A 16,531-nucleotide genomic window follows, 5' to 3' on the forward strand; every position below is an offset into this window, starting at 1 on the left:
GAAGCGGCTGCGAGGGGGGAGGGCGTGCTCCGACCACTGGCGCACGGTGGGTGCAGGTCCCTGCTGCACCCGGGTCCAATGGAGCGCCGGGGAGGCGCGCTACGGGGCGCGCGCGCTGCGGGGCTTGCGGCGCAGGAGCCGGGCGAGCAGCGGGGTGAGGGCGAGCGCTACGGGGATGCGCACCAGCTGGGTGAGCTTGAGGATGACCCAGGCGCCCGCGAGCGTGCCGGCGGTGCCCGCGGTGCCCTCCACGTGCAGGCCGAAGCGCAGGGCGAGCGCGGCGCCGACGAAGACGAGCGCGGCGAGGCCCAGGTACACGCCGAGCAGCAGCGGCCCGTACTCCTCGAGCATCAGCTTGAAGCGCTCCTTCAGCGGGGGGCGGCCGGTGGCGGGCGGGGAGGAGGTGGGAGCGGTGTTCAGGTCGGTGCTCACGTCGTCGGGCTGCGGCATGGGCCCGCACTGTGCCCGATGTGGCGCGGGGGCGCGCGGGCCGTGTGTGCAGCGTGCAGGCGGCCGGGCGAGGGGAGGGCGGTTGAAGGGGCAGCCCCGCGCAGGCTAAGGACCGGGGCCCTGCGATGAAGACCCCTGCCCTCGGCCTCCTGCTCTCGCTCGTCCTCGCCACGCTCGCCGCCGACCAGGTGACGAAGTACCTCGCGGTGAGCCGCCTCACCACCGCGCTGGACGGGCGCGAGGGCGTGGCGGCGCGCCTCGAGGGCTTCGTCTCCGAGCGCAACCTGGACAACTACCCGCCCGAGCCCGGCGCCTTCAGCCGCGCCACGCGCCCCTACCTGGTGCTGCCGGACTACTGGCACTTCCGCTACGTGGAGAACCCGGGCGCGGCGTGGGGGATGCTCGGCACGCTGCCCGACTCGGTGCGCCGGCCCTTCTTCCACGGGGTCTCGCTCGCGGCCCTGGGCTTCATCTTCTGGATGTACGCGCGGCTGGGCGCAGGGCAGCGCTGGGTGCGCGCGGCGCTCGCGCTGGTGGCGGGCGGCGCGCTGGGCAACTTCGTGGACCGGCTGCTGCGCGGCTACGTCATCGACTTCATCGACTGGCACTGGCGCAACCAGCCCGGGATGCGCTGGCCCACCTTCAACGTGGCGGACGCGGCCATCTGCGTGGGCGTGGGGCTGCTGCTGGCGGACTCGCTGCGCGTGCGCCGGCCGGCGGCGGAGGGCGCGGGCGGCGCTGACCCCGTTGCCCCGCTCACCGACGGCACACTCGTCGAATGACGCCGGGGCGGCCCCTGGTGTAAGCCCCGGGCCGTGCCGCGCAAATACCTGCTCCTGCTCGCCGTCAGCCTCTCGGTCATCCTGCTCGACCAGTGGACGAAGTACGAGATCGTCGCCGAGCTCACCACCCGCTTCGAGGGCACGGCGAGCGTGGGCGAGCGCCTCGGCCGGCTCTACGGCGACGCGCCCCCGCCGGGCTACGACACGCTGCACTTCCGCCCCCGCCGGCACATCGAGGTCATCCCGGAGTACTTCCGCCTGCGCTACGCGGAGAACCCGGGCGCGGCCTGGGGCATGTTCGGCAAGCTGCCGCCGCACATCCGCGGGCCCCTCTTCCACCTGGTGAGCGTGGGCGCGGTGCTCCTCATCGCGCTGTACTTCAGCAAGCTGGGGCGCTCGCCGCAGGCGGAGCGCTGGGCGCTGTGGGGCCTGCCGCTGGTGCTCGGTGGGGCGCTGGGCAACTACATCGACCGACTCGCCCGCGGCTTCGTCATCGACTTCCTCGAGGCGCACTGGCACGACCAGATTGCGTGGCCCTCCTTCAACGTGGCCGACTCGGCCATCGTCGTGGGCGTGGGGCTGCTGCTGGTGGACGCCTTCGTGCGCAAGGAGGGCCGCGCCGCGAGTCCTACCCGCGCGCCCTCTGCGCGCTGAGTCCGTCCGGACCACGGGCAGGCGGGCGCCGCGGGGCGCCCGCCCCTCCCGCGACGCTCCCGGTTGATCCCACCGGCGCCCTCGGGGACACTGCGTCCTCCGCATGCCGCCGTCCGAGCCCGCCAAGGTGAAGAATCCCGAGAGCCTCCTCCACGAATGCGAGGAGCTCGAGGCAGAGCTCGCCGCGCTCAAGGCGGCCTACGAGCAGTACTTCCTGGGCGCCGAGCGCCACCCGCCGCTGCGCACGCACGAGGCGCTGAAGAAGCGGGTGAACAAGCTGCAGACGGGCTTCGTGCGCAACACGGCGATGAAGTTCCGCGTGCAGAGCCTGCAGGCCAAGTTCCTCACCTACGAGCGGCTCTGGGCGCGCACGATGCAGGAGATCGAGTCCGGCACCTACAAGCGCGACCTGATCAAGGCGCGCCGCCGCGCCGCCGTCCGCGAGAGCAACCCGCGGCCTCCCGCCCAGACCGACGCCCCGCGCGCGCCGGTGGAGCTGGAGGACGACTCGGACTTCGACGTGGACCAGGCGCTCGCCGCGCTCGAGGCCCCCATGGCCCCGCTGCCCCAGCCGGTGGCCCCGCTGGCTCCGCCCGCCGCGCGCCCCTCCACGTCCCCGCTCGCCGCCGCGGCGGCGAGCTCTGCGGTCAGCGTGCCGCCCGCGCCGGCCATCCCGTCCACCACCCGGCCCGGCACCGGCAGCGCGCCCCCGGGGCTGCGCGCGCCGGCCGCCGCCGCCTCGCCGCCGCTGCCCTCCACGCCCACCCCTCCGCCGATGCGCGCGGTGGCGCTGGGGCCGCCGCTGTCCCCGGCCTCGCCCGGCGTCGCTGCGCCGCGCGCCCCTGCGCCCGCCGCCGCGCGCCCCGCGGCCCCGGCCAGTGCCGGCGGCAGCGCCCCGGGCATCTCGGACGACAAGCTGCGCGCGGTCTACGACGCCTACGTCACGGCGAAGCGCCGCTGCCAGGAGGACACCTCCAAGCTCTCCTTCGAGTCGGTGGCCGGCACGCTGCGCCGCCAGGTGCCGGAGCTGATGCGCCAGCACAACGCGAAGGCCGTGGAGTTCAAGGTCGTGATCAAGGACGGCAAGGCCGTGCTCAAGGCGGTGCCGAAGTAGGCCCTTCCTGAGGCGCGCGGCCGGGCCCTCGAGCAGCGGGGAGCGCGGGCAGCGATGAACCAGGACCTGGAGAGCCTCAAGGCGCGCGTGGCGCGGCTGCAGGTGATGATCTTCGACATCGACGGCACGCTCACCGACGGGCGCATCTTCTGGGTGCCCAACAGCGGCTGGACGCAGCAGTACAGCGTGCGCGACGGGATGGGCATCAAGCGCCTGCAGGAGGCGGGGCTCACCTGCGCGGCCATCAGCGGCGGGGACAGCCTCAGCGCCCAGATGCGGATGCAGTCGCTGGGCATCAAGCACGTGCACTTCGGCAGCCAGGACAAGGTGGCCCACTTCGAGCGGCTGCTCGAGCTGCTGGGCGTCACGGCGGAGGCCTGCGGCTACATGGGCGACGAGACGGTGGACCTGCCGCTGCTGCAGGCCGTGGGCTTCAGCGCCGCGCCGCCCGAGGCCCCGGACGAGGTGCGCGCGCGCGTGCACTACGTCGCCCAGCGCCCGGCGGGCTTCGGCGCGGCGCGCGAGGTGTGCGAGTTCATCCTGCGCCACCGTCCGCCTGCCCCCGGGTCCTAGATCCGCTCCGGCCCCTCCCCGCGAGCGTCCGCTTGCGGGCAGTTGCCCCTCCACGCCCGGTTGTCCCCCCAGCGAGGGCTCCCTAGCTTGGCCTCCATCCGCGGGCGTCCGCCGCGGCCAACGGCCTTCGAGCGAGGTGGGTGATGGTGGGGAAAAGGGGGACGTTCATGGGCCGCGCACTCGCGCTCGCGCTGCTGGGGCTCGCGGCGAGCGGCTGCTCGGGCCGGACGGATGCGGAGTCCGAGGCGCGCCTCGCCGCGCTCACGGCCGAGGGCGAGCAGATGGACGCGGCGCTCGACTCGGTGGAGGACCGGCTCCTGGGGAACCAGGCCCAGCTGCAGCTGTGGGCCGAGCTGGGGCGGCGCCACAAGCAGGTGAGCGCCATCCACACGCAGCAGTCCGGCGCCCACCTGGAGGCGATGGTCGCCTACATGGACCGGATGCAGGAGAAGGCGCGCGGGCTGAAGCGGCGCCGGGTGGCGAGCGCCGACACGGTGCTCACCTCGGGCCGGCAGCGCCGCCACGGCGGCGAGGACTAGCGCCCGGGCGCCCTCCGGCGTGATGCCTGGAGGGCAGCCGGGAGGGCAGGCCTCCGCCCGGCCGTTTCAGTGACGCACCCCGCGAATGCGGGTAGAACTGCGCGCCGTGAGACTGCGGCAGCGCCCCCTTCAGACCCTGCTCGCGCCCGCCCTGCTGGGGCTCGGGCTGCTGGGTTGCAACGACCTCCAGGTCTGCGGCTCGCACACCGAGCCGGTGCTCGAGCCGGACGGCGGCTCCTTCCGCTGCATCCAGTCCGAGGACTGCCCGCGCGGCAGCCGCGTCTTCGTGTGCACCACGGACGTGAGCAGCGAGCGCGAGTGCGTGAAGTGCGAGGACTCCAACTGCGTGACGGTGGTGCCGGAGGCCTGCCAGTGAGGCGCGCGCTCGGGGCGGCCCTGCTGCTGCTGGTGGCGGCGCCCCTGGCGGGCTGCCGCGAGGGCGCCGAGGAGCACCTGGCGCGCGCGCGCGACGCCACCTTCGAGAAGCGCCCGGACGAGGCGCTGGTGGAGTACCGCAAGGCGATCGATGCGCTGCGCCGCGACGACTCCGAGCGCGCCAACGTGCTGCGGGCGCGCGCGCTCAAGGCCGCGGCGGACGTGTACTGGCTCGAGCAGCGCAAGGTGAAGGAGGCGGTGAGCGTCTACAAGGAGCTCATCCTCCAGGCGCCCGAGTCCCCCGAGGCGAACGAGGCGCGCGTGGTGCTGGCGGACCTGCTGCGCATGCACTACGGCGACCTGCGCGGCGCCATCGACCAGCTCACGGCGGCGCTCGCGCGCAACCCGCCGCAGGGCGCCGAGCTGCAGTACCAGGTGGCCAAGCTCTACTTCGAGCTGGGCAACTGGGCGCAGTGCGAGCTGGAGGCGCGCAAGGTGGCCGAGCGCTACGCGACGAGCGCGCTGGTGGACGACGCGCTGTTCCTGCAGGCGCAGGCGCTCTCGATGATGGACGGCAAGCGCCAGGAGGCGAGCCGCACCTTCGCGGACCTCATGGCCCGCTTCCCCGACTCCGAGCTCGCCCCGCACGCGGCCTTCGAGATGGGCAAGCTGCGCGCCGAGGCGGGGGAGAACGAGAAGGCGATCGAGATCTGGGTCGCCGCGCTCAAGACGCATCCCAAGCCCGCGGTGGTGCAGGACGCGATCGCGCGCGCCCGCCGCCGCATCGCCGCCACCACGGCGGAGGGCGTGGGCGACCGCAAGGCCGCCTTCGCCAAGCCGCCCGTGCGCGCCGCGCGCTCCTCGCTCGAGGCGGTGGGCGGCAACGCGTCCGAGGCGGCGAGCGACCACGGCGACTGAGCCGTGCCGCTCGCCCGCGTCTCCGGTCTTTCGCGATATGCCGCGTGCGCGCGCGCCGTTCCGCAAGCGGCCGCTCCGGCCGTGAGCGAGGGGGATCCACCATGACGAAGCGCCTCATCCGCACTGCAGGAGGCCTCGGCCTGCTGCTCACCGCCGCCGCGCCGCTCGCCTGTGGACACGGCGCCGGGGGCACGAAGGCGGAGCCGGTCGCGGCCGCCAGCACGAGCCGGCCGCTGCTCTACCCCGGCGCCGACGCGGAGCCCGCGGGCGAGCACGTGTACCTCTACCCGCTCGACGAGGCGCTCGCCGCGGCGCAGGAGGTGCTCGAGGCGCACGACTTCGACGTGGAGCCCTTCAAGGACGAGACGCAGCTGATGACGCGCTGGCGCGTCGTCGGCCGCCCCACCGGCGCGGGCGGGAGCTACGTGGGCAGCTACCAGCTGCGCCGCTACTACATCCAGGGCCAGGCGCTGGACGCGAAGCACAGCGTGGTGCGCCTCTTCCGCATCGACCGGGAGGAGGAGTACCGCCCCGGCCAGATGGACAACGACCTCATCCGCACGGCGCTGCGCGCGCCCGGGCCGCGCAGCGAGGGCAAGGGCCACGGCTCGGTGGCGGACTCGGCCGCGGGCGGCTGGCAGCAGTGGGTGGCCTCGGGGCTGGAGGCGGAGCGCCGCGGCGAGGAGCGCGAGTCGCAGCGCGAGCGCAGCACGCAGGAGGGGCGCATCTCGCCCACCTCGGCGCTGCTGCCCGCGGGCGCGAACCAGCGCGCGATGGACCGCGACCCGCGCTTCTCGAACCAGTACGGCATGCCGAGCCAGGACGAGCTGCGCGGGCGCAACGAGCGCGGCGTGCGCGACTTCGTCTTCGAGAAGGAGCTGGTGCAGCGGCTCGAGCAGTTCCCCTCGCTCGAGTTCACCGGCGGCGCCGCGGACCTGCCCCCGAAGCCCGCGGGCGAGGGCGCGGCGCCCCTCAGCCTCACGTGGGAGAGCGAGGCGGGCGGCATGCCCTTCTTCCACGGCCCCGGCTGCGGCGAGCCCGTGCGCGGGCTGGACGCGCTCGCGGGCGCCGGCACCACCGTGCTGGTGGGCGAGCCGCTGGGCACGCGCGAGGTGCCCAGCGCCGTGGGCAACATGGCCTGCCAGCTGCTCGAGCGCGGGCGCAGCGTGGTGCTCGCCGTGTCGCTGCCGCGCGAGGAGCAGGGCGCGCTGGACACCTTCCTCGCGAGCGACGGGAGCCGCGCCGCGCAGGACGCGCTGCGCTCGGAGGCCTCGTGGCGCCAGGTGCCGCGCGACGGGCGCAGCAGCCGCGCGCTGCTGGTGCTGCTCGAGCGCGCCCGGCACTGGCGCGCCGCGGGCAAGCCCGTGCAGGTGGTGGCCTACGACGCGCGCGGCCTCAAGGGCAACGCGCGCGAGGAGGCCGTGGCGCAGCTGCTGCTCGCGCAGCGCAAGGCGCACCCCGAGGCGACGCTGCTCGCGCTGGGCGGCAACTACCACGTGCGCGTGGACGCCTCCGGCGCGCCCTGGAGCCGCAGCTTCCAGCCCTTCGGCCACCGGCTCGCGAAGGCGGGCGTCGACGTGCGCGCGCTGGACACCGCGTTCTCGCGCGGCACCCGCTGGACCTGCGGCGTGAACCGCCACGGCGGCCCCGAGTGCCGCGTGTACGCCGCCGCCCCCACCGAGCAGAGCTACTCGGCGCCCGGCAAGGCGCTCAGCGTGGAGCTGTTCCCGCAGGCCTCCGGCGAGGGCTTCCACGGCCTGCTGCACGTGGGTGCGCTCACCGCGAGCGCCCCCGCGCTGCTGCCGCCCGAGCTGATGCCGCGCGCGAGCCGCTAGGCGCACGGCTGCACGGTGGGCAGCCCCGCCCGAGAGGGGAAATTGTCGCTCGCTTGAGCGCGGGTGGGGTGCGCGCTCCTCGTGCAGGAATGGAGCGGGGCCCGCGCGTGGTATGGCTCGGCGCCATGAACCACTCCCAGAGCAAGGCCCTCTTCGCGCGCGCCCAGGCGCGCATCCCGGGCGGGGTGAACTCGCCCGTGCGCGCGTTCCGCGGCGTGGGCGGCGACCCCGTCTTCTTCCGCCAGGGCGAGGGCGCCTGGCTCACCGACGTGGACGGCAACCGCTACGTGGACCTGGTGGGCAGCTGGGGCCCGCTCATCCTCGGCCACGCGTACCCGCCCATCGTGGACGCGCTGGTGAAGGCGGCGCGCCTGGGCACCTCCTTCGGCGCGCCCAGCCCGCTCGAGGTGGAGCTCGCCGAGCGCATCTGCGCCACCGTGCCCTCGGTGGAGAAGGTGCGCCTGGTGAGCAGCGGCACCGAGGCCACCGTGGCCGCCATCCGGCTCGCGCGCGGGCACACCGGCCGCGACTTCATCCTCAAGTTCGAGGGCTGCTTCCACGGCGCGGGCGACCCCTTCCTCGTGAAGGCCGGCAGCGGCGTGGAGACGCTGGGCCTGCCCGACTCGCCGGGCGTGCCCGCGGCGCTCGCGAAGCTCACCCTCACCGCCCCCTTCAACGACCTCCCCGCAGTGGAGCGGCTCTTCGCCGAGCGGGGCAGTGAGATTGCCTGCGCCATCATCGAGCCGGTGGTGGGCAACATGGGCGTGCTCATCCCGCGCGAGGGCTACCTCGAGGGGCTGCAGGCGCTCTGCCGCAAGCACGGCGTGCTCTTCGTGCTGGACGAGGTGATGACCGGCTTCCGGCTCGCGAAGGGCGGCGCGCAGGAGCGCTTCGGGCTCGCCCCGGACCTCACCACCTTCGCCAAGGTGCTGGGCGGCGGCATGCCGCTGGGCGCCTACGGCGGCAAGCGCGAGGTGATGGCGAAGATTGCGCCGGAGGGCCCCGTGTACCAGTCCGGTACCCTCTCCGGAAACCCGGTGGCGGTGGCTGCGGGGCTCGCAGCCCTCGAGGCGCTCGGCGCACCGGGCACCTACGAGAGGCTCGAGCGCGTGAGCGCGCAGCTGGGCGAGGGACTCGCCGCGGAGGCGAAGCGCGCGGGCGTGCCGGTGACGGTGAACCGCGTGGGCAGCATGCTCACCGTGTTCTTCACCCCCGAGCCCGTCTTCGACTACGCGAGCGCGAAGAAGGCGGACACGGCGAAGTTCGGCCGCTTCTTCCACGCGATGCTGGAGGCGGGCGTGTACCTGCCGCCGAGCCAGTTCGAGGCCGCGTTCGTCTCGCTCGCCATCGGCGACGCGGAGGTGGCGCACGTGCTCGCCGCCGCGCGCAAGGCCTTCGCCGCCGTCGCGTGAGCCGGCTGCTGCGCGCTCCCTCGCCGCGGCTCGCCCGCGCGCTGCTCGGCGCGGGCGTGCTGCTGCTCGCGCTGCACGCGTGGGGCTTCAAGGCGCAGGAGGACTTCCAGGTCTTCCACACCGCCGGGGCGCGCGCGCTCGCCGGCGAGGCGCTCTACCGCGCCTCCGACGGGCTGATGGCCTTCAAGTACGCGCCGCTCGTGGCGCTGGGCTTCGGGCCGCTGGGACTCTTGCCGCCCCGCGCCGCGAGCCTCGTGTGGCTGCTCATCTGCTGCGGGCTCGCCCTGCGCGTGCTCGCGCTCGGCGCGCGGCTGTACGGCGGCGGGCGCTCGATGGGGCGCGAGGCGCTCGCGCTGCTGTGCGTGCTGCCCTTCCTGCGCCACCACTTCGCGGTGGGGCAGTGCGAGCTGCTCCTGCTGTGGCTCGCGCTGGAGAGCGAGCGACTGCATGCGGAAGGGAGGGCGCTTCCCGCAGGGCTGCTGCTCGCGCTCGCGTGCCTCTTCAAGCCGCCCTTCCTCCTGCTCGCCGCCGCGGCGCTGCTGCTCGGGCAGGGGCGCAGGCTCGCGGGGCTCGCGCTGGGGCTCGTGGGCGGGCTGCTCGCCGGGGCGCTGCGCTATGGCTGGGCGGGGAACCTCGCCGAGCTCTCCGCGTGGCGCGCGCTGCTCTCCGGCTCCACGCCGGGGCTCCTGTGCGCGGTGGACAACGAGAGCGCGTGGGGCATGGCGTGTGACTGGGCGGGGGCGCCCGGCAGCGCGGGCTTCCTCGCCGTGGGGAGCGGCATCGCGCTGCTCGCGCTCGGGGCGCTCGCGTACGGCCTCGCGCGGCTGCGCGGCGCCGCGCAGGCGCAGCTGCTCACCGCGTCCGCCCTCTACCTCACCGCGCTGCTCAGCCCGCTCGGCTGGCGCACGGCGCTGCTCGGGCTGCTGCCGCTGCTCTTCCTGCTGCTGCGCACGCGCGCCGCGCTCGCGCCGCCCGCGTGGCTCCCGGGCCTCGCGCTCGCGCTGCCCGTGGGCGCTGCGCTCGTGGGCGCGCTCGTCTACGACGTCGCGGGCCGGGCGGCGTTCCTCTACTTCGTCGGGCACAAGCTGATGGGGCTGCTCGCGCTGCTCTGCGCGCTGTTGGCCGGTGGGGCTCAGGTGAGAGCGCACGTCCCTCACCCCGACCCTCTCCCAGAGGGAGAGGGAGGACGAGTTGACACATTGCGTTGAGGTCGCATGGCCCCGCGCCGCGCGTGATGCGTAGCGTCATCGAGCGCCCCTCATCCCGTCCTGGAGCCCTCCGGAGAGCGTGCGAGCAGCCTTCGTTGCACTGCGTTGGCGGCCCGCGTCAGCCCTTTTCTCTGTCTCCTACAAGGCAGAGCATGGCAATCGGAGCCTCTGATGACCGCCTACGAGAAGAAGCACGATTCCGAGGGCCGCAGCTGGTTGGAGACCTCGCTGCCCGGACACCTCGTCGCCCGTCACCCGCTCCTGAACAAGGGCACCTCCTTCACGCTGGAGGAACGCAAGGCGCTCGGCCTCATGGGCCTGCTGCCGCCGCGCGTGGAGACGCTCGAGGAGCAGCTCGCGCGCTGCTACGCCGCCTTCGAGACCAGCCCCACCGCGCTGCAGAAGCACGTGTACCTGCGCACCCTGCAGGACAGCTCCGAGGTGCTCTTCTACGCGCTGGTGGAGCGGCACATCGAGGAGATGATGCCGGTCATCTACACGCCCACCGTGGCGCAGGGCGTGGAGCAGTTCAGCCGCCTGTGGCGCACGCCGCGCGGGCTGGTGGTGAGCCCGGAGAACGTGGGCCAGCTGGACGCGATGCTCGCGGAGCTGCCGCAGCCCGAGGTGCAGCTGGTGGTGGCCACGGACAGCGAGGGCATCCTGGGCATCGGCGACCAGGGCTACGGCGGGCAGGCCATCTGCATCGGCAAGCTGAGCCTGTACACCGCGGCGGCCGGCATCGACCCGGCGCTCGCGCTGCCGGTGGTGCTGGACGTGGGGACGAACCGCACCGAGCTCATCGAGGACCCGCTGTACCTCGGCGTGCGCCGCGCGCGCATGGAGGGGCCCGAGTACGACGCGCTGGTGGATGCCTTCGTCGCCGCGCTGCGGCGCCGCTTCCCCAATGCGCTCCTGCAGTGGGAGGACTTCAGCAAGCAGAAGGCCTTCGACGTGCTGGAGCGCCACCGCGGCGCGCTGCCCTCCTTCAACGACGACATCCAGGGCACCGGCGCGGTGGTGCTCTCGGGGCTCATCGCCGCGGGCAAGCGCACGGGGCGCCGGCTCTCGGACGAGGTCGTGCTGGTGCACGGCGCGGGCGCGGGCGGGGTGGGCGTGGCGCGCCAGGTGGTGCGCGGGATGCAGCGCGAGGGGACGAGCGCGGAGGAGGCGCGCCGGCGCATCTTCCTCTTGGACTCCAAGGGGCTCATCCTCACGGACCGCAAGGGGCTCGAGCCCTACAAGCGCGAGTTCGCGCAGGACCCGGCGCGCGTGGCGGACTGGAAGCGCGCAGGTGCCATCCCCAGCCTGCTGGAGACGGTGCAGGGTGCGCGCGTGACGGTGCTGCTGGGCCTGAGCGGCCAGCGCGGCGCCTTCGGCGAGGACGTGGTGCGCGCGGCCGCGGCCCACACGCCGACGCCGCTCGTCTTCGCGCTCTCCAACCCCACGGCGAACACCGAGGCGCTGCCCGAGGACGTGCTGAAGTGGACCGAGGGGCGCGCGCTGGTAGCCACCGGCAGCCCCTTCCCCAACGTGCGGCTGGGGGACACCGAGCGCCCGGTGGGCCAGGGCAACAACGCGTTCATCTTCCCGGGCCTGGGCCAGGCGGTGCTGCTCAGCCGCGCGCGGCAGGTGACGGACGGGATGCTGGTGGCGGCAAGCGTGGCGCTCGCGGAGTTCCTGCCCCAGGACCGGCTGCAGCTCGGCGCGCTCTACCCGCGCATGAGCTCCCTGCGCGCGGCGAGCCGCAGCGTGGCGCTCGCGGTGCTGCGCCAGGCGCAGAAGGACGGCGTCACCGGGCGCAAGCTCCCGGATGACCTCGAGGGCTGGCTCGAGAAGGAGCGCTGGAAGCCGGAGTTCCTGCCGGTGCGGCGCGCGAAGTAGCCTCCTCGCAGACGCAATCGGGTTGCACCTGTCCCCTCTCCTGCTGGGAGAGGGGCGGGGTGAGGGAAGGGGTAGACATGGCGACGCTGGACCAGCGCTTCGACGCCTCGATCCCCGCGGTGTACGAGCGCGAGCTCGTGCCGCTCATCTTCCAGCCGTACGCCGAGGACCTGGCGAGGCGCGTGCTCCGGTCGCAGCCGTCGCGTGTCCTGGAGCTCGCGGCGGGCACGGGCGCGGTCACGCGCGTCCTCGCCACGCGCCTGCCGGCCTCGAGCACGCTCGTCGCCTCCGACCTCAACGCGCCGATGGTGGAGCAGGCGAAGTCCCGTGGCACCGCGCGCGCGGTGGACTGGCGTGTGGCAGACGCGATGTCGCTGCCCTTCGACGACGGCGCCTTCGATGCCGTGGTCTGCCAGTTCGGCGCGATGTTCTTCCCCGACAAGGCGCGCGCCTTCGCCGAGGCGCGGCGGGTGCTCGCGCCCGGTGGGCGCTTCCTCTTCAGCGTGTGGGACCGCATCGAGGACAACGGCTTCGCCGAGGCGGTCACGCTCGAGCTCGCCCGCGTGTTCCCGGCGGACCCACCAAGGTTCATGGCCCGTGCGCCCCATGGCTACTGCGACGCCGCGGCGATTCGTGCCCACCTCGCGGCGGCCGGCTTCGCGTCCACGCCGAGCATCGACGTGGTGACCTTCTCCAGCCGCGCGACCGGTCCGCGCTCCGTGGCCGTCGCCTTCTGCCAGGGAACGCCGCTGCGCAACGAGATCGACGCGCGCGACGCCACGGCGCTGGCCGCCGCGACCGACGCCGTCGCCGAGGGGCTTACCCGACGGTACGGCCCTGGCCCCGTCGAAGCCCGCATGCAGGCCCTGGTCGTCGAGGTGCCGCGCTAGGCGTCACCCCCTCACGAAGAACGCCACTTCCAGCAACTTCTGGTCGGCCTCCTCCAGGATGGCCTTGCTCGGCGTCAGGTCGTAGGCGGAGTAGTTCATGATCGACTCGGCCGGACCGTCGTAGAGGCCACCGAGAGTGCCCTCGGGGTGGACGTGGCCATTGCCGTGCACGATCTCGTGTGCGAGCGCGACCCAGTTCGCCTGGGTGATGTCCAGCAGGACGTAGGGCTGGACGAACGTGGGGACGCGCTTCTTGAACTGGCGGTAGGACCGGGCCTTCTCCGCGCTGAGCGCAGGCGTGTACTGCCCGATCGTCTCCTGATTGAGCAGCGAGTGCTGAGGCAGGCTCACGAACTTGCACAGCACGACCGGCAGCCTCGGCGCCTTCCTCCACGCGCGCTCGTACTTCTTCAGCGTCTTGTTGCTGGCGAAGCGCTGGGCGAGCGCCATCCGGACGTCGTGCTCCGCCGAGCTGTTGAAGCCCTCCCAGACGCGGGCCTGGACCTGTGCGTTCAGCGCCTTGCGCAGGGCCCGGAGCTCCACGCGCCGCGCGGCGCTCGTGTTGGGGTCGTCCTCCTCGGCGTCCAGGACCTTGTCGCGCGCGGTGTCCTCGTCCATGTGCTTCTTGAGCAGATCCATGCCGACGTCGGGCTCGATGCCGTCGTACTCGCGCAGGACGAACGCGTCCTTGTAGGCCAGGTAGTTGTAGGGGAACGGGAAGGTGTCGAGCCGCAGCTTGTACTTGCCGAAGAAGTCGTTCGCGGACTTGACCATCTCGTCGAGCCGCCGCTTCAGGCGCGTGAAGTCGAGCACGGACTGGTCCGTGTAGAAGAAGCTGATGCGGATCTCGCGCTTGGCCATGGCGCGCCCGTCCGGCCTATTCCTCGATCATCCGGCCGGTGCGCGGGTCGTAGCGCACCTCCACGGGCACGGTCTGATCGGTGGGGAGGATCTCGAGCCACTGGTCGAAGATCTCGTAGTCCTTGCCCACGTTGGCGCGAAAGCCCCCCTCGAGCGGGAAGAAGCCGTGCTCGTACACCCGGTCGACCGGAGTGGCGGTGACGGTGTTCTCGTCGTCCACCAGCGCCGGGTCCGAGACCTCCTGCGGCTTGGGGTAGGTGTCCGTCTTCATCGCCTCGGCGTGTTTCCTCGCGATCTTCTTCGCGAGGTCGCGCAGCACGTCGATCAGCTTCTGGCCCTCCAGCGGCTGCCCGTGCACGTCCACCTCGCCCTCGCTCGACGCGTGGTAGAGGACGTCGTCGGTGATGCCCTCCATCCCCTCCACGCCGCGCAGCCAGTTGATGGCGGCCTCCTCCTTGCCGGGGCGGATGGGAATCACCGCCTTCACCCACGGCGCGTTGAGGAAGGCGTTGCGGCGGTTGTCTCCGTCCAGCTGCAGCAGCCACCCGAGCGAGCTGCCCAGCCGGGCGGGCTCGGACTCGTCGGTGATGAAGTAGTTGTCGCGCGTGGCGTCCTCCACGCCGCCCCAGCCCACGGTGCTCGCGCTCAGCAGGCTGCTCGCGCCCGCGTTGAGGGCGCCGTGGCGCAGCCGCCGCATCAGGGCGCGCTGCGGGAAGGCGCCGACGGCGCCCGTGTCGAAGAGGGGGTCCCTGACCTCCTGCGGCGCTTCCTGCAGCTGCTGGCGGCTGCGGTGCAGGCGCGGCCGCCACCACTCGGGCGCGACGAAGTAGAGCATCTTGTCCACGTCGAAGATGGAGTCGAGCAGCTCGGCGACGACGTGGCGCGTGCGGTCGTCCGGCAGGTCCACCTTGTTGAGCAGCAGCTCCTGGATGAGCTTGCGGTACACGACGATGCGCTCCTCCTCGCGCAGGTCCTGGCTCGGGCGCGGCGAAATCTTGCTCGCCAGCGTCACGCGCTCCTTCACGGCCTCCACGTAGGCCTTCTCGTAGGCGGCCTTCTCCTTCGCCTGGAAGGCGGCGACGTTGGCCTTGTTCTGGGCGGCGATGGCGTCGTTGGCGCCGGGCTTGGGTGACCACTGCAGGATGAGCTTCACCTCCACGCTGTTCTGGCCCTGGAAGTCGGCCGAGTGCAGGTGCAGCACGAAGCTCGCGCGGTCGTTCGCGTTCTCGATGGGGCCCGTGCGCGTGAGGGACACCGGGCGGCCCTGCGCGTCGAACTCGACGTTGGTCAGCTCGTAGTCCGACTTCGGCGCGACGAAGGTCTGGGTGAAGTCCGACTGGATGTGCTCCTCGGTGCCCAGGCCCCACCACTCGGAGTCGTCCGCCTCGACGCCGTCGACGTAGACCTCGCCCTCGTTGTCCGCGTCGGTGCCGTCCACCGAGATGAAGGGGAGGGTCACCATCTTCGACTCCTGGAAGGGCTGCAGCATCGGAATCTCTTCCGGGTGCGGGATGGCGTCGAGCGCGGGGGGCGGCGCGATGTGGATGAGCTTGGCGAGGCCGAGCGCCTGGCCCGGGTCGTCCACGTAGGTCTGCCAGCAGAGGAAGGTGCCGATGTCCTGCACCTGCACGCCCACCTGGCGCATCTTGCGGCGCAGCTCGTAGTTCACGAGCTTGGAGGTGGTGTTGGCGAGCAGGTGCTTCGTGCTGGAGAGGTCGGTGAGCTCGGTCACCGTCTTGAAGGTGGACTTGTAGCTCTTGCGGATCTCCGAGGAGAGCTTCTCGGTCTGCTGGCGCATGCGCTTGTGGGTGGTCTCGCGGGCGCGCTTCTGGGAGGTGGCGTAGTCGAAGCTCGAGCTCGCCTCGATGGAGCCATACGAAGCGGTGACGCTCGCGCCGAACTTGATGTCCTGGCCGTTGTCCTCCTTCACTGCCTCGCTCAGCTCGTCCTGCTCGGTGACGGTCTTCTCCGAGCGGGCGGTGGTCTCGAGCAGGGTCTCCAGGGTCTTCTCGATGCTCACCCTGCGGGTGTGGACCTCGATCAGCTCCACGCTCGAGCCGGGGCTCAGCCACACGTGGCCCTCCGGGGTGCCGAGGAAGCTGTCCAGCTCGAAGAAGTACTGGCGGAAGAGGTGCACCACGCTGATGGGCGAGAGGGCCACGTTCTTGAGCTGCTCGCGGTCGGTGGGGTCGAGGTGCTCGAGGTCGAGGTAGGCCTCGGCGCTGTCCCCGGCGCTCAGCGCGTGCTGCAGGGCCTCGGCCTGCTCCGCGCTGTCGCGCACGCTGTAGAAGAGCGCCTCCAGCGCCGCGTGGTCCTTGTTTCGCACCAGGTAGAGCAGCGCGCCGGCGAGCGAGGACTCGTACTGGAGCTGGCGCTCGAGCGCCGCCGTGCCCACGCCGGCGCTGCCCGCGCTGCGGCTGCGGCCCGCGGCGTCGAACGCCGGGCTGTCCGCCTTGCGCAGCTCGGCGTAGGCGGCGGCGTAGAAGGCCGGCACGTCCTTCTTGAGGATGACGTCGATGCGGTCCGCGGTGATGGCCTGCGGCCACACGGCGGGCGTGTACTGGGCGTAAGGGGGAAGGGCGCTCCCGATGCGCTCGAGGACCACGCTGTCCGGGCGGCGCGGGCGGCCCCCCGTGAGGACACCAGGCGCCACCGTCACGTCGAGCTGGGCGCCATCGCGCAGGCGCAGGTCCACCACCGGCCCGAACGCGGAGGTGAGGGCCTGCAGCACGCGCTGCTTGTCGCGCTGCAGGCCCTGCGCGTAGCGCGCCTGGATGCGGGCGGAGCGCCAGCCCAGCAGCGGCTGGTAGATGCCGAAGAGCTCGCTCGCGTAGGGCAGGACGCTCGCGTAGCGCGTGAGATCGGTGATGCGCTTGACCGGCGGCATGGCGGACCTCCCAGAGTGGGTCGCGGAAGGCCTGCGTGCGCAGAAGGTGCGCACCCGCACGATTGTCCGGCGGGGTCAGGGCCCAGTGCAGGAAGGGGCACTGCCTGGCCGCTCGGGCCCGAGGCGACCCGCTCTCGACCTCCAGGGTGCCT

General features: G+C 73.0%; 15 protein-coding genes. 12 read left to right on the forward strand and 3 right to left on the reverse strand.

Annotation, left to right across the window (positions count from 1 at the left end):
* Positions 1–99 precede the first annotated feature (99 nt).
* A complete protein-coding gene (locus FGE12_RS25545) occupies positions 100–450 on the reverse strand; it encodes a hypothetical protein (protein ID WP_153869226.1) in 351 nt (116 codons plus the stop codon).
* A 125-nt stretch (positions 451–575) separates the two neighbouring features.
* Here FGE12_RS25545 and lspA (FGE12_RS25550) point away from each other — a divergent pair, with 125 nt between their 5' ends.
* The 12 genes from lspA (FGE12_RS25550) (at position 576) to FGE12_RS25605 (ending at position 12,631) form a co-directional block, all read left to right on the forward strand.
* The gene (gene lspA / locus FGE12_RS25550) at positions 576–1,232 is read left to right on the forward strand and encodes a signal peptidase II (RefSeq protein ID WP_153869227.1); all 657 of its coding nucleotides are present in this window, start codon (positions 576–578) and stop codon (positions 1,230–1,232) included.
* Between the two features lie 33 nt (positions 1,233–1,265).
* On the forward strand, positions 1,266–1,886 hold the full coding sequence (gene lspA / locus FGE12_RS25555) for a signal peptidase II (protein WP_194798275.1): 621 nt from the start codon (positions 1,266–1,268) through the stop codon (positions 1,884–1,886).
* A 103-nt stretch (positions 1,887–1,989) separates the two neighbouring features.
* The gene (locus FGE12_RS25560; protein ID WP_194941164.1) at positions 1,990–3,000 is read left to right on the forward strand and encodes an MXAN_5187 C-terminal domain-containing protein; all 1,011 of its coding nucleotides are present in this window, start codon (positions 1,990–1,992) and stop codon (positions 2,998–3,000) included.
* 54 nt (positions 3,001–3,054) lie between these two features.
* Positions 3,055–3,573, forward strand: a complete 519-nt coding sequence (locus FGE12_RS25565) for an HAD family hydrolase (protein ID WP_153869228.1) — start codon at positions 3,055–3,057, stop codon at positions 3,571–3,573.
* Between the two features lie 167 nt (positions 3,574–3,740).
* On the forward strand, positions 3,741–4,112 hold the full coding sequence (locus FGE12_RS25570) for a hypothetical protein (RefSeq protein ID WP_228531100.1): 372 nt from the start codon (positions 3,741–3,743) through the stop codon (positions 4,110–4,112).
* Between the two features lie 106 nt (positions 4,113–4,218).
* Positions 4,219–4,488: a hypothetical protein gene (locus FGE12_RS25575; protein WP_370459148.1), complete on the forward strand. Its 270-nt coding sequence runs from the start codon at positions 4,219–4,221 to the stop codon at positions 4,486–4,488.
* Positions 4,485–5,405 (forward strand): tetratricopeptide repeat protein, encoded by a 921-nt coding sequence (locus FGE12_RS25580; RefSeq protein WP_194798277.1) that lies wholly within the window; start codon positions 4,485–4,487, stop codon positions 5,403–5,405. Before FGE12_RS25575 ends, FGE12_RS25580 begins: the two co-directional genes overlap by 4 nt.
* A 101-nt stretch (positions 5,406–5,506) precedes the next feature.
* A complete protein-coding gene (locus tag FGE12_RS25585; RefSeq protein ID WP_153869230.1) occupies positions 5,507–7,240 on the forward strand; it encodes a hypothetical protein in 1,734 nt (577 codons plus the stop codon).
* A 125-nt stretch (positions 7,241–7,365) separates the two neighbouring features.
* A complete protein-coding gene (gene hemL / locus FGE12_RS25590; protein ID WP_153869231.1) occupies positions 7,366–8,652 on the forward strand; it encodes a glutamate-1-semialdehyde 2,1-aminomutase in 1,287 nt (428 codons plus the stop codon).
* Positions 8,649–9,860 carry a glycosyltransferase 87 family protein gene (locus FGE12_RS25595; protein WP_153869232.1) on the forward strand — a complete coding sequence of 404 codons (1,212 nt, stop codon included), beginning with the start codon at positions 8,649–8,651 and terminating at the stop codon, positions 9,858–9,860. Before hemL ends, FGE12_RS25595 begins: the two co-directional genes overlap by 4 nt.
* A 171-nt stretch (positions 9,861–10,031) precedes the next feature.
* Entirely contained in the window at positions 10,032–11,741 is a 1,710-nt protein-coding gene (locus tag FGE12_RS25600; RefSeq protein ID WP_153869233.1) for an NAD-dependent malic enzyme, read from the forward strand.
* Positions 11,742–11,818: 77 nt separating this feature from the next.
* Positions 11,819–12,631: a class I SAM-dependent methyltransferase gene (locus FGE12_RS25605; protein ID WP_153869234.1), complete on the forward strand. Its 813-nt coding sequence runs from the start codon at positions 11,819–11,821 to the stop codon at positions 12,629–12,631.
* Between the two features lie 3 nt (positions 12,632–12,634).
* On the opposite strand, the gene FGE12_RS25610 is transcribed toward FGE12_RS25605, so the two are convergent.
* Both FGE12_RS25610 and FGE12_RS25615 read right to left on the reverse strand, forming a co-directional pair.
* Positions 12,635–13,492 carry a hypothetical protein gene (locus FGE12_RS25610; RefSeq protein WP_153869235.1) on the reverse strand — a complete coding sequence of 286 codons (858 nt, stop codon included), beginning with the start codon at positions 13,490–13,492 and terminating at the stop codon, positions 12,635–12,637.
* 16 nt (positions 13,493–13,508) lie between these two features.
* The gene (locus tag FGE12_RS25615; RefSeq protein WP_153869236.1) at positions 13,509–16,379 is read right to left on the reverse strand and encodes a hypothetical protein; all 2,871 of its coding nucleotides are present in this window, start codon (positions 16,377–16,379) and stop codon (positions 13,509–13,511) included.
* Between the last annotated feature and the right edge of the window lie 152 nt (positions 16,380–16,531).

It is taken from the genome of Aggregicoccus sp. 17bor-14 (assembly GCF_009659535.1).
Taxonomy (GTDB): Bacteria; Myxococcota; Myxococcia; order Myxococcales; family Myxococcaceae; genus Aggregicoccus.